The sequence below is a fragment of the Streptomyces sp. JLBJ103 genome (assembly GCF_058215575.1).
In genome coordinates, this window is record NZ_CM177089.1 from 7,486,545 (window position 1) to 7,500,402 (window position 13,858).

At 69.9% G+C, this 13,858-nt stretch carries 7 protein-coding genes; 4 read left to right on the forward strand and 3 right to left on the reverse strand.

The features are described 5' to 3' along the window. Positions 1 to 10 precede the first annotated feature (10 nt). Positions 11 to 1,408 (reverse strand): hypothetical protein, encoded by a 1,398-nt coding sequence (locus AC4BEG_RS32345; RefSeq protein WP_490703213.1) that lies wholly within the window; start codon positions 1,406 to 1,408, stop codon positions 11 to 13. 179 nt (positions 1,409 to 1,587) lie between these two features. After that, positions 1,588 to 3,165, reverse strand: coding sequence for an alpha/beta hydrolase (locus AC4BEG_RS32350; protein WP_490703214.1), 1,578 nt, complete (start codon positions 3,163 to 3,165; stop codon positions 1,588 to 1,590). Positions 3,166 to 3,442: 277 nt separating this feature from the next. On the opposite strand from AC4BEG_RS32350, the gene AC4BEG_RS32355 reads away from it, so the two are divergent. Continuing rightward, positions 3,443 to 3,925, forward strand: a complete 483-nt coding sequence (locus tag AC4BEG_RS32355; protein ID WP_490703215.1) for a nuclear transport factor 2 family protein — start codon at positions 3,443 to 3,445, stop codon at positions 3,923 to 3,925. Positions 3,926 to 3,942: 17 nt separating this feature from the next. Here the strand turns inward: AC4BEG_RS32355 and AC4BEG_RS32360 are convergent, their stop codons facing one another. Then, a complete protein-coding gene (locus tag AC4BEG_RS32360) occupies positions 3,943 to 4,578 on the reverse strand; it encodes a hypothetical protein (protein WP_490703216.1) in 636 nt (211 codons plus the stop codon). 265 nt (positions 4,579 to 4,843) lie between these two features. On the opposite strand from AC4BEG_RS32360, the gene AC4BEG_RS32365 reads away from it, so the two are divergent. From AC4BEG_RS32365 to AC4BEG_RS32375, 3 genes are all read left to right on the forward strand, one after another. Next, positions 4,844 to 6,259, forward strand: coding sequence for an MFS transporter (locus tag AC4BEG_RS32365; protein ID WP_490703217.1), 1,416 nt, complete (start codon positions 4,844 to 4,846; stop codon positions 6,257 to 6,259). A gap of 50 nt (positions 6,260 to 6,309) precedes the next feature. After that, a complete protein-coding gene (locus tag AC4BEG_RS32370; protein WP_490703218.1) occupies positions 6,310 to 7,071 on the forward strand; it encodes a thioesterase II family protein in 762 nt (253 codons plus the stop codon). 241 nt (positions 7,072 to 7,312) lie between these two features. Next, positions 7,313 to 13,828, forward strand: a complete 6,516-nt coding sequence (locus tag AC4BEG_RS32375; protein WP_490703219.1) for an SDR family NAD(P)-dependent oxidoreductase — start codon at positions 7,313 to 7,315, stop codon at positions 13,826 to 13,828. Positions 13,829 to 13,858: the final 30 nt, after the last annotated feature.

Below are 13,858 nucleotides of genomic sequence, written 5' to 3' on the forward strand. Positions count from 1 at the left end.
GGGCCCCGGGTCAGCCGAGGGTCGCGTTGCGCGGGTGCGAACGGCGGTCACGCCGACGTGGCGGACTCGGCCGTACCCGGCCCGTTCCGGCCAGGCCCGCCCGGAACAGGCCGTAGGTGATCCGCCGCCGCGCGGCCGTCTCCAGCTCGTCCCGCAAAGCGCCGTCGCGCAGCACCGCGTTGGGGCCCAACAGGCCCTCGACGATGGCCAGCGCACCGGCGGTGTCGCCGTGGTTCAGGCGTTCACGGATGCCGGGGAGGCAGTCCGGACGACGGTGCGCCTCGTCGATGGCCCGCAGACACGGAAGCGGAGTACCGCTCAGCGCGGCCAGCAGTTCTTCCCGGCGGATCTCGGCCGAGTCGTGGTCCAGTGCCACCAACACCCCCTCGACCAGGCCGATCCGGTGCTGTGCTCCTCGGCACTCCACCAGGTGTGGTGGTCCTGCCCGGTCCGGGATGCGGGACGGAGCGGTCGGGACACGATCCGGCACCAGTGCCGAGGCGACCAGCGGGTGCAGTTGGTCGATCTCGATCGAGCCGGTGCGGAGGAGTTCCAGGTCGGGAAGGACCCAGGTGGCCGCATCGGGCAGGACGGGTAGCACGGAGGCCGTGGCTTCCGTGACTTCCGTGGCGATTCGCAGGGCGGGCGGCCCGACGCCGTCGCGGTGTGGCACGAGGTTCAGGACCAGCCGGTGCCGGGCCCCAAGCCGCACGGTGACGGCACGGGTGGGGCGGTCCTCGGCGTGGAGCAGAATCCCCGCCTCGGCCACCCACCGGTCAACGGCACAGCGGTGTCCCCACGGCACCATCTCCAGTGCCTCGGGGTCCACCACAGGACGGCCGTCGGCGGGCGGCCGTTCGGCCCCGGACCGGATCCGCAGCTCATCGGTTCTGCGGGCGTCCCACAGGTGGCGGTGCAGATCGAGGCGGAACCGCCGGTTGGGGCGCGGGTGGGGATGACGGCAGGCACCGGCCTCGGGGTGGGAGCCGTCCCACACCGCGAGGCTGATGCGCTGACCGGCATCCGCCCAGGCCGGAGCAGTCCGGGCCACGAGGTGTACGGGGTGTTCGCCGGTGCGCCCCGAAGTGTCGTACCGCGCCAGAGTGATGGTCACTCCTGGGCGCAGCAACCCGTCGGGAGCAATCCTCGGCATATGCCAGCGCAACAGGTCAGGAGCCAGATGGCGGAGATCTGCCCGGAGGCGGGCCGCCAGTTCCCGGCCATGGGTGCGTGCCAGGGAACGTAGGTTGAGATCGATATCAAAGCCCGCGGTGGCGCATGCCCCTGCCCAGTCCCCGGCAGAACGGCGAGCGGTCGCAGTCTCGATCATGGACGGCGGCACGGCGTACTGACGCACGCGCAGCCAGAAGGAAAGTCGGGAATCCCCGTTCGCGGTCCGAGTGAGCATCAGCACTCACCTTGCGCGGACGGGACCCCCATTCTGTTGAGAGAAGGAGTCATCATCGCGGTGATCGTAGCGTCTGTCGCGTCGGTGTGCCAGGGGTGGCTTCCGCGACGTGGACGGAACGCGACGTGGGGCTCCGGTCTGCCGGAGCCCCACGTCAACTCACCTCATGCGGAAACGGATCAGAAGCCGGCCGTCATCCCCGGGAGTCCCGGAGGTGTCGGAAGGGGCAGCTTCTTGGCGCCGCGCTCGCGCTGGGAGGCGGGCGTTCGGCAGGTCAGGTCCTCCGCCGGGAGATGGCCGGTGGTCAGATAGCTGGTGGCCGTCTTGTCCGCGCAGGACTTGGAGCCGTAGATGCCGTGGCCCTCACCTCCGGCAACGGTGACCATCCGCGAGCCCTTCAGGGCCCGGTGCATACCGCGACCGCTGGTGAGAGGCGTCTGCGAGTCCCACTCGTTCTGGAGAACGAGCGCGTCGACCTTGGTGTTGAACGCGGTGGCCGGCTCGCTGCCTTCCTTCTTCCAGAAAGCACACGGCTTGATGGTGGAGCCGAAGTCGCCGTACAGCGGATACTTCGCCTTGTCCCGCACCGCGTCGCTGCGGTACTGCTCGGGGTCGCGCGGCCACTCACGGGTGTCGGCGCACACGACGGTCCAGAAGGCGGCGGTGCCGTTGTCAGCGGGCGCTTCCCGGCCGAAGGCCGGCTGGGTGGGACGGCTGGGCGCCTTGGGCTCACCGGTGCGGGCCGGGGCCCCGTCGGCCGCCTTCTTCAGCTTGGCGATGCCCTCCGCGCCCTCGCGCACGGTGAAGAACGCGGCGCGGCTGCCGGCGCGGATGTCATCGCCGGTCAGCTTCTGGCCGTCGAGCTCGATCGGCTTGCGGTCGGCCTGGGCGACAAGGTCCCAGAACGTCTTGCGAACGGCCTCGGGAGTCTTGCCCAGCTTGTACGTGCTGTGCCGCTGGGCGGTCCACTCGCTCCACCGCTTGAAGGCGGGTTCGGCGCCCTCGGCCCAGACCTGGATCATGCCGCGCCATATTCGCGCCGGGTCCACGGCGCTGTCCAGAACGAATCGGTCGGCGTTCTGGGGGAACATCTGCGTATACACGGCCCCGAGGTAGGTGCCGTACGAGTACCCCAAGTAGGAGATTTTCTTCTCGCCCAGCACGGCCCGGATCACGTCCATGTCACGCGCCGTGTTGCGGGTGTTGATGTGGCTCAGCCTGTCGCCCTGTTTGGTGTCGCACTTCTTGGCGACAGTACGGGCCCACTTCACATCCTTGGCCAACTTATTCGCCCGGTACGGGCGTTGCCAGTTCTCCTCCGCGGCGGTCAGACCACAGGTGACGGGGGAGCTCAGGCCGACACCCCGGGGGTCGAAGCCGACGAGGTCGTACTTCTTCTTCACGGACGAGGGCAGCTCACCGGACGACGTGAACGGCATGTATATGCCCGAGCCGCCCGGGCCACCGGGGTTGAGCAGCAGCACACCACGGCGCTCCGCCGCGGTGCTGGTCTTCATGCGCGATATCGCGAGGCTGACCTTCTTGCCGTCGGGACGGCTGTAGTCCAGCGGGACCTTGATGGTGGCGCACTGGAAGGAGGCCGGAGCGTCGCTGGTGCAGCGGTGCCACGCCGGCCGCTGCTTGACGTACTGCTCCAGGGGGTTTTCTGCGGCGGAGGCGGTGCCCGGCGCGAGAGCCGGCACCAGGGCGGCGAGGGTACTCGCCGCCAGGACATGTGTGAGGGGTCTGTTTCGCACCTGCGGTGTCCTTCTGGGCAGTGTGTGTCGGACGCATCCACCCTTTCGCACAGGGCGGTTGGGAGGTAACCCCCAACGGGGGTGGAATGGTGTCCAACCGTGGGGGTACAGACCGGCCCGCATGTGATTCTGAAGTCGTAGTTACAGGGCGGTCCGCCTGGGTGCGCCTGGGTGCGCAACTCCCAGGGATGGCGCGTCCTGGCCCGTGTTTCCGCCGCCGGTCAGACTCCGGAGCGGGGCGGTGAACGCCCGTCAGCCCGGAAGGAAGGGAACCGATATGCCATCCTCTGCCGCCGACTACGACAGCCTGATGCGGAGAGTTCGTGTTCTGGAGGACAAGGAAGCGCTGCGCACCTTGATGATCCGCGGGTGGCGGGCGCTGGATCTCAAGGACTGGGAGACCTGGATCGCGTGCTGGGCCGACGATGCGACGCTCGAATTCGGCCCGTGGGAGACGATCCGCGGGAAGGAGGCGATCCGGGCGACGGTGGAGAGGGCGGAGTCGGCCTATCCGAGCATGCAGCACCACATCCTGAACATGCATATCGCCATCGAGGACGAGAGCGAGGACCGGGCCACCGGCATCGGATACATGTGGTTCGTCGCCGTCACCGAGCCCGGGAGGACCGCCTCTCCCTACTCCATGGGAGGCCCCTACGAATGGGAGTTCAGCCGGGGCCGGGACGGCTGGCTCCTGACCCGCCAGCGGCTCGGCGTCTGGTGGACCCACGGTGAGGACACCCGCAAGGCGTTCGCGTAGGCTGCGGGCCGAGGGGCTCATTCGTCGAACCAGACCACCAGGCGGACCTGGGAGTCACCATGGACGCCGGCTAGCGTCCGCATCACCGTCCACACCGGTTCCCACGGGCCGTCGGCGGAGACCGCGTCACGGCGTCGGGCGCGTTCGACGCGGAAGACGGTGGTCCCGACGTCCCATTCGGTGCCCTCGTCCCACAGTTCTCCGACCCGGTCGGGGGCGACGGACAGGGTGTCGATGCCACTGGCCCTGGCGAAGCCACGGCTCCAGTCCCCTCGGTGCATCAGCTCCAGGGTGCCGTCCGGATGCCGCCGGTAACGGGCGATATCGGTCGCCCGAGGGATCGCTGGTTCGTCCCAGTCGACGGCGAGGACGTCGTCCCAGCCGATCCAGGTGGCACCGAACGCCGCCTTCCGCGATGCCGCGTACCCGGCCCGGGTCACCGTCGAGGCGTCGGCCGGGATGCCACGGTCGGCCGCGACCGGCCGCCAGTGGCCACTGAGGCCCCGGACCCCGAAGAGGCAGGCGAAGGCGGCGTAGTCCCGGGTCATGCCGAGCATCGACAGCTCGATGGCGGAGTGCCAGGCCGTTTCTCCGATGTCGAGGCCGGGCCCCCAGGTACGGCACTCCACGAAGCCCTCGATGTCTGTTCCCACGGACTGATTGTGGCGTGCCCCGACGATCGGCACACGGGGTGCTCCCCGGGATCCGCCGACCTTCCGACGCCCGGCACTGCTGTGACCTCTGCCACATCTGTGGCAGGAATCCGCCACGGATGTATCCGGACCGGGTGCGCCCGGATCTGTGGTCCGGAGAAGGGAACATCAGCTTGAGGGTGGGAAGATAACCGTGACCGTTGAACGAAATCCGTGGCACGTTCTAGGCGCGCTGCTTGTCGGATTCTCCCTCATTTTGCTGGACATGAGCGTGGTGGCGGTCGCCAACCCCGCCATCATGGAGTCACTTGAGGCCGATGTCTCCGAAGTGGTTTGGGTGACCAGCGCCTATCTGCTCACCTACGCCGCGCCGTTGCTCTTCACCGGACGGCTGGGCGACCGCTTCGGCCCCAAGAACGTCTATCTGGTCGGCCTGGTGGTGTTCACGCTCGCCTCACTGTGGTGCGGTGTGGCGGGAAGCATCGACATGCTGATCGCGGCCCGTGCCGTGCAGGGACTCGGGGCCGCGCTGATGACGCCTCAGACCATGGCGGTGGTCACCCGGATCTTCCCGGCGGACAAGCGGGGCGCCGCCATGGGCGCGTGGGGCGGTTCCGCCGGAGTCGCGCTCCTGGTGGGCCCGGTCATCGGCGGTCTGCTGGTGGACTCCGCCGGCTGGGAGTGGATCTTCCTGATCAACGTCCCGGTCGGCATCGTGGCCTTCGTCCTCGCCTGGAAGATGGTGCCCGCGCTCGAGACCAGGCCCCACAAGTTCGACCTGATCGGCATCGTGCTGTCCTGCGGGGGCATGTTCCTGCTGGTCTTCGGCCTTCAGGAGGGCAACAACAGAAACTGGTCGGCGACCATCTGGCTGATGATCGGCGCGGGGCTGGCCGTGCTGACGATGTTCGTCGTGACACAGGCGCTCAACAAGGGCGAGCCCCTGCTGATGCTGAGTCTGTTCCGCGACCGCAACTTCGCGCTGGCCAACGTGGGCATCGCGGCCATGGGCGCCGCGGTGACCGCGATGACCGTGCCCACCTACTTCTACCTCCAGGGCGTGCGCGGGCTCACCTCCATGGAGTCGGCCCTGATCTTCGCCCCGCTGGCGATCCTGACCGGTGCCTGCGCCCCGGTCGTCGGCAAGCTGTCCGACACGATGCATCCGCGCACCTTCACCACCATCGGATTTGTGCTGTTCGGCATCACCATCTTCGGGTACAGCGAGTTGATGAAGCCGGACTCGGACCTGTGGATGTTCTCGGCCACGGCCGCCGTGACCGGTATCGGCAACGGCATGGTCTGGGGCCCGCTGGGCGCCATCGCCACCCGCAACCTCCCCATCCACCAGTCCGGCGCGGGCTCGGGCGTTTACAACACCAACCGCCAGGTGGGCGCCGTGCTCGGCAGTGCCGCGGTCGGCGCGCTGTTCGTGGACCGGCTCGACGCACACCTGCCGGGTATCGGCGGGGGCGGGGGGCATGTCGAGGGCAGCGTCACCGCCATCCCCGATATGTTCAAGGAGCCCTACAGCACGGCGCTCAGCGAGACGGGTCTGCTGCCCGTCGCCTTCCTGGTGCTGGGCGCGATCGCCTGCACCCTGTTCATCCGCTTCCCGTCGCAGAAGACACCGAAGGAGAACGAGGGCGTCGCCATGCAGAAGGTCGACGACGCCAGTTGATCTCCAAAAGCCAGTCGACGTCATGCTGAAATGAACGGGGAGGGTCCCTTATGGGCACCACAGAAGAATTCGGCCGCTGGATCCGCAAACTCAGCTCCACGGACGATCCCAAGGCCAGATTGATTTTCCTTCCGCACGCCGGAGGTTCGGCGAACTCCTACTTCCAGTTCGCGCGCGGATTCCGCGATGTGGACGTCCATGGAGTGCAGTACCCCGGTCGGCAGGATCGACGTCATGAGCCTTTCAGGGAAACCGTCGAGGAGCTGGCGGACGAGATCGCCGAACTCATCGGCGAGTGGAACGATCTGCCTGTCGTCCTGATGGGAAACAGCATGGGCGCGCTGGTGGCCTTTGAGGTGACTCATCGTCTGGAGGCCAAGGACAATGCGCCATTGGCCCTCTTCGCCTGCGGCCGGGTGGCACCGACGCTGCGCAAGGACGAGGGAACGCACCTCAAAGGCGATGAAGCCTTTCTCCAGGAGATGGCGCTGCTGGGCGGCATGGGACATGAACTGCTCCAGGACGAGGAGATCCTCGATATGGTCCTGCCTCCCATGCGTGCCGACTACCGGCTGGCGGAGACGTATTGCGCCTCGCCGGAGAAGCGCATCTCGGTGCCGGTCCATGTGCACATCGGCACGGCCGATCCCAAGGTGAACGAGCCCGAGGCGGCCGAGTGGCAGCGGAGCACCACCGGTGAGTTCACCCTCGACACCCATGAGGGCGGCCACTTCTTCTTCACCGACAACGGCGCCCGCCTGACGGATTCCATCAACAAGGCACTGGACGACGCGCTTGCTGTGAAGCCGTGAGGTTCTGACGGCTCGGGGCGACCCGCCGCGCGGGCTTCGGTATCCATCCCGGAGCCCCGCGCGGCCGGGTCGCTTCGCCATGCCCGAAAGTTCCTCCGGGCCGGTCCGTCACAGCATCGGATGCCCTCAAACCTCTCTCGGGAAAAAACTCTTGAATGGCTGTATCCGTACGGGTCGCCGCGGGATCTAAAGAGTCGACCACATGGTTGCCGGCAAGAGCCCGAAGGTGGGGGAAACAAGCATGGCCCTCGAGAAGCCCGACATCGTCGGAGCCCTGCGTAAGTCGCTGAAAGAGACCGAGCGTCTGCGGCGGCAGAACCAGCAGCTGCTGGACCAGGCGGGCGAGCCCCTGGCAATTGTGGGGATCAGCTGCCGCTTTCCCGGAGGAGTGACCTCACCGGAGGAATTGTGGTCGCTGGTCGCCGAGGGACGCATGGGGTTCTCGGAGTTCCCCGACGACCGCGGCTGGGACCTGGACAACCTCTATGACCCGGACCCGGACCACCCCGGTACGGCCTATACCCGCCACGGCGGATTCCTCGACAACATGGCGGATTTCGACGCCGAGTTCTTCGGTATCAGCCCCCGTGAGGCACTGGCCATGGACCCGCAGCAGCGGCTGCTGCTCGAAGGGGCGTGGGAGGCGTTCGAGGACGCGGGAATAGACCCGCTGACGCTCAAGGAGAGCGACACCGGCGTCTTCTGCGGGCTCATGTTCTCCGACTACCAATTCGTCGCGGGCCTCAGCGACCGGCGGCCGGAGATCGAGGGCTACCTCTCCATCGCGTCCTCGCCCAGCGTGGCATCGGGCCGTATCAGCTACACCTTCGGCTTCGAGGGCCCCGCGGTCACCGTGGACACGGTGTGCTCCTCCTCCCTCGTGGCGATCGACCTGGCGGCCAAGTCCCTGCGCGCCAAGGAGTGCTCGCTCGCCGTGGTCGGCGGAGCGACGACCCTCGCCCGGCCCAGCGCCTTCATCGAGTTCAGCCGCCAGCGTGCCCTGTCGCCCGACGGCCGCTGCAAGGCGTACGCGGAGGCGGCGGACGGTGTCGGCTGGGCGGAAGGCATGGGCCTGCTCGTCCTGGAGCGGCTCTCCGACGCCCAGCGCAACGGACGGCAGATCCTGGCCCTCGTGCGCGGCAGCGCCGTCAACCAGGACGGCGCCAGCAATGGCCTGACCGCGCCCAACGGCCCGTCCCAGGAGCGGGTGATCCGGCAGGCGCTGGCCGCCGCCGGGCTGTCCCCGTCCGATGTGGACGCCGTCGAGGGGCATGGCACGGGAACCCCGCTCGGTGACCCCATCGAGGCGGAAGCTCTGCTGGCCACCTACGGCCAGAACCGGGAGAACGGCCCCCTGTGGCTCGGCTCGATCAAGTCGAACTTCGGCCACACCCAGGCCGCGGCCGGGGTGGCGGGCGTGATCAAGATGGTGATGGCGATGCGTCATCAGACGCTTCCGCCCACCCTGCACGTGGACGCCCCGTCCTCGCATGTGGACTGGGCGTCGGGCGAGGTCGCGCTGCTGACCGAGGCCCGGCCCTGGGCGCCGGGGGAGCGCGTCCGTCGCGCGGGCGTCTCGTCGTTCGGTGTGAGCGGCACCAACGCCCATGTGATCCTGGAGGAGGCCCCGGAAGCAGAGCCGGCCGAGGACCACGCGCCGACCGGGGAGCACGGCACGGGTGTCCGGCCGCCGGTTCTCGTACCGCTCTCGGCGCGCGGCGAGGCGGCACTGCGTGAGCAGGCCGACCGGCTGCGGGCGCACATGATCGCTCGTCCGGAGCTGGACCACCTGGACATCGCCTTCGCTCAGGCGACCGCCCGCGCCCATCTCGAGCGCCGCGCCGTGGTCGTGGCCACCGACCGGGGCGCCCTGCTGACCGGTCTGAGCGAGCTGAGTTCGGCTGAGCCGGCCGCGAACGTGGCGGAGGGCCAGGTCGCCGGTGCGGGTGTGAAGCCGGTGTTCGTGTTCCCCGGGCAGGGTGCGCAATGGGTGGGTATGGCCGTCGAACTGCTGGATTCCTCCCCGGAGTTCGCCGCCGAGATGGCCGCGTGTGGTGAGGCGCTTGCCGAGTTCGTGGACTGGCGCCTGGAGGATGTGCTGCGCGGTGCGCCCGGCGCGCCGACCCTGGAACGCGTCGATGTGGTGCAGCCCGCCCTCTTCTCGGTGATGGTGAGCCTGGCGGCGCTGTGGCGCTCCTGCGGTGTGGAGCCGTCGGCAGTGGTCGGCCACTCGCAGGGCGAGATCGCCGCGGCGTATGTGGCCGGTGGTCTGTCGCTGCAGGACGCGGCCCGGATCGTGGCGCTGCGCAGCCAGTTGGTCCGTGACCGCCTCGCCGGGCTCGGCGGCATGATGTCCGTCGCCCTGCCGGTGGAGCGGGCCGAGGAGCTGATCGCCCCGTACCAGGGCCGGATCTCGGTGGCGGCGGTCAACGGCCCGGCAGCGGCGATCGTCGCCGGAGAGCCGCAGGCACTGGACGAGGTGCTCGCGGCCTGTGAACGCGACGGGGTGCGGGCCCGCCGGGTCAAGGTGGACTACGCGTCGCACTCGGCCCAGGTGGAGGCCATCGAGGCCGAACTGCTGGAGGCGCTCGCGCCGGTCGAACCGTCGAGCGGGCGGGTGCCCTTCTACTCCACGGTGACCGGCGGGTTCATCGACACCGCCACCATGGACGCCGCGTACTGGTACCGGAACCTGCGCGGGCAGGTCGGGTTCGAGCCCGCCATCCGCGCCCTCATCGACAAGGGCATGGGCTGCTTTGTCGAGGTGTCGCCGCATCCGGTGCTGACGATGGCGGTCGACGAGACCGTCGAGGCGCGGGACGCGGTGGGCCGCGTCGCCGTGGTCGGCTCCCTGCGACGGGACGAGGGCGGACTGCCCCGGTTCCTGCTCTCGCTCGGCCAGACGCATGTCGCGGGTGTGCGCATCGACTGGGAAGCGGTGTACGGGGGCACCGGCGCACAGCGGGTGGACCTGCCCACCTACGCCTTCCAGCGGGAGAAGTACTGGCTGACTCCGTCGGCGCAGGGCGGTGATGTCGCGGCGGTCGGTCTGGACCGGCTGCGGCACCCGGTCCTGGGCGCGGCCGTGCAGGTCGCCGACCGCGACGAGTGGGTGTTCACCGGTCGCTTCTCCACCGAGTCGCAGCCGTGGGTGAGCGACCATGTGGTGCTGGGCTCGGTGATCGTGCCGGGCGCCGCGCTCGTCGAACTCGTCCTCGCCGCCGCCCGCCACCTCGGCTGTGAACTCCTCGACGAGCTGATCTTCGAGGTTCCGCTGACCCTCGACGAGGGCTTCGCCCGGCACATCAGGGTCACCGTGGGCGTGCCGGGGGAGGACGGCCGTCGCGAGGTCGCCCTTCACTCCCTCCCCGAAACCGCCACCTCCGGGAACGGCACCTCCGGGACCGGCGAGGACGGCGAGCGGCAGGTCGTCCGGCACGCGCGCGGCTGGCTGGCCCCCGACGCCGACGGGTCCGCCACGCCCTTCCCCGCCTCCTGGCCGCCGGTCGCCGCCGTTGAGACCTCCGCCGACGCCCTGTACGAGCGGCTGGCCGACGTCGGGCTCGACTACGGCCCGCTGTTCCAGGGCGTCCAGGCGGTGTGGCGCAGCGGCACCGAGGTGTACGCCGAGGTGGCCCTGCCGGAGGACACCGCCGTCGACGGATTCGCCATCCACCCGGCGCTGTTCGACTCCGCACTGCACGCCTGCATGCTGGACAAGGACCCCGGAACCGCTCCGGACCTGCCGTTCTCCTGGTCCGGAGTGCGCTGCGGCCACCCCGCCACCTCCCGGGTACGGGTGCGCATCGGCGCCACGGGCGAGTCCGCCTTCCGCGTCGATGTCGCCGACGAGAACGGCGAGATGGTCGTCTCCGTCGACAGCCTCGCCGTACGCCCGGTGGACCCGGCGCAGTTGACCCGCGCCCGGGGCGAGCAGAACGCGCTGTTCCAGCTGGACTGGACGCCGATCACCGGCACGTCCTCGCCGGCCCGTGTGGTGGTCCTCGGCGATCTCGACGCGCCGGGTGAGCGCTACGCCGATCTGCCCGCCCTGGAGGCCGCCCTCGCTGACGGCGCCGCCGGTGCCGACCTGGTGCTCGCCGAGATCGCGACCCCAGCCGCGGACGACCCCGCCCATGCCGCCAACGAGGTCGCCGAGCGCACCCTCGCCCTGGCTCAGCGGTGGCTGGCCAGCGAATGGCTGGGCGAGGCCACCCTCGTGGCGGTGACCCGGCAGGCGGTCGCCGTCGGCGCGGAGTCCGTGGACCTGGCCCAGGCACCGGCCTGGGGTCTGCTGCGCAGCGCGCAGACCGAACACCCCGGCCGCTTTGTCCTGGTCGACACCGACGGTGGCACCCAGCCGGACTGGAGTTCCCTGGCCGGTCTGGACGAGCCGCAGTTGGCCGTCCGTGGCGGCGCGCTGCTGGCCCCCCGGCTGGGACGGCCGGTGGCCGGGCCGTCCGGTGCGGCGTGGCGGCTGGGCAGCAGGCAGAAGGGCTCCCTGGAGAACCTCACCATCCTGCCCTCCGACGGCACCCGCGCACTGGGCGTCGGCGAGGTCCGCGTCGCCATCCGGGCCGCCGGCCTCAACTTCCGCGACGTGCTCATCGCCCTCGGCATGTACCCGGGTGAAGCGCCCCTGGGCAGCGAGGCGGCGGGTGTGGTGCTCGAGGTCGGCTCCGGTGTGACCGACCTCAAGCCCGGCGACCGGGTGTTCGGACTGGTGATGGACGCCTTCGGCCCCGTCGCCGTCGCCGACCGGAAGACCGTCGCGGCCATGCCGGAACACCTCACCTTCGCCGAGGCGGCCGCGATCCCCGTCGTCTACCTGACCGCGTACTACGGTCTGGTCGACCTGGCCGACCTGCAAGCGGGCGAGAAGCTGCTGGTGCACGCCGCCGCCGGTGGCGTCGGCATGGCCGCCGTACAACTCGCCCACCACTTCGGCGCCGAGGTGTTCGCCACGGCGAGCCCGGCCAAGTGGGACGCCGTACGCGCCCTGGGCGTGCCCGCGGAGCGCATCGCCAACTCCCGCGACCTGGACTTCCGCGAAGCCCTCCACCAGGCCACCGGTGACACGGGTGTGGATGTCGTCCTGAACTCCCTGGCGGGCGAGTTCGTCGATGCCACACTGGAACTGCTGCCGCGAGGCGGTCGCTTCATCGAGATGGGCAAGACCGACATCCGCGACCCCGAGGCCATCGCACAGCGGTGGGCCGGTGTGCGCTACCGCTCCTACGACCTGATGGAGGCGGGGCCGGAGCGCATCCAAGAGATGCTGGTCGCCATCGCCGACCTGTTCGAACGCGGCATGCTGTCCCCCTCGCCGATCCGCGCTTGGGATGTGCGCCGGGGCCAGGAGGCGTTCCGCTTCCTGCGCGAGGGCCGCAACGTCGGCAAGGTCGTACTCACCGTGCCGGCACCCCTGGACCCCGAGCGCACCGTGCTGATCACCGGTGGCACCGGTGGCCTGGGCGCCCTGTTCGCCAAACACCTCGTCACCCGCCACGGCGTACGCCACCTGCTGCTGGTCAGCAGGCGTGGCCCGGCCGCCGAGGGCGCCGCCGAGCTCGTCGGCGAGCTGGCAGCGCTCGGCGCGCAGGCACACGTGGCCGCCTGCGACGTGGCCGACCGCGAACAGGTCGCCGGTCTCCTCGACTCGCTCGACCGCCCGCTCACCGCTGTGATCCACACAGCCGGTGTGCTGGCCGACGGCGTCATCGAGTCGCTGACGCCCGAGCAGATGCGCCACGTCATGCGGCCGAAGCTCGATGCCGCATGGCATCTGCACGAGCTCACCGCGCGGATGGACCTCTCGGCGTTCGTGCTGTTCTCCTCCGCCGCCGGACTGCTCGGCAACCCGGGCCAGGCCAACTACGCCGCAGCCAACGCCGCCGTCGACGCACTCGCCGCGCTGCGCAGGGCGGCCGGTCTGCCCACCCTCTCCCTGGCCTGGGGCCTGTGGTCCGACTCCACCGGGATGACCGGTGAGCTGGACGAGGCCGACCTCGCCCGTATGGAGCGCACCGGCATCGGCGCGATCTCCGGCGACCTCGGCCTGGAACTCTTCGACCAGGCCCTCGGCTCCGAGGCGGCCCTGCTGGCCCCGGTGCGCCTTGACCCCGCCGCGCTGCGCGTCCAGGCCCGGTCCGGCATGCTGCCCGCCCTGCTCCGGGGTCTGGTACGAGCCCCCGCGCGCCGTGCCGACAACGCGCGGTCGCTCGAGCGGCGGCTCGCCGGAGTGGCCGAGGCCGACCGCGAGCAGGTCGTGCTGGACCTGGTGGGTACCCAGGTCGCGTCCGTGCTCGGCCATGCCTCGGCCGCCGCCATCGACCCCGAACGCAGCTTCAAGGAGCTCGGCTTCGACTCCCTCGCCGCGGTCGAGGTGCGCAACCGCCTCAGCCAGGTGACCGGTATCCGCCTGCCCGCGACGCTGGTCTTCGACCACCCCACCCCGATCGAGGTCGCCCGGCTGATCCTCGCCGAGGTCGGCGGAGCCACCAGCGCACAGCGCTCCTCGCCGCTCGAGGAAGAGCTCCAGCGGCTCGAGACACTTCTGATCACCCTGTCCGAGCAGGAACAGCAACTGGTCGGTGCGGAACCGCGGCTGCGCTCGCTCAGCAACCGGCTGAAGATCCTGCTGAGCACGACGGGCGGCGGCCACGACACCACTGACAACACCCCCGAAGACGACCTCGACTTCGTCTCCGACAGCGAGATGTTCGACCTGATCGACAAGGAGCTCGGATCCGCATGACCGGGAAGACAGACAACGGCCTGAGCGGAT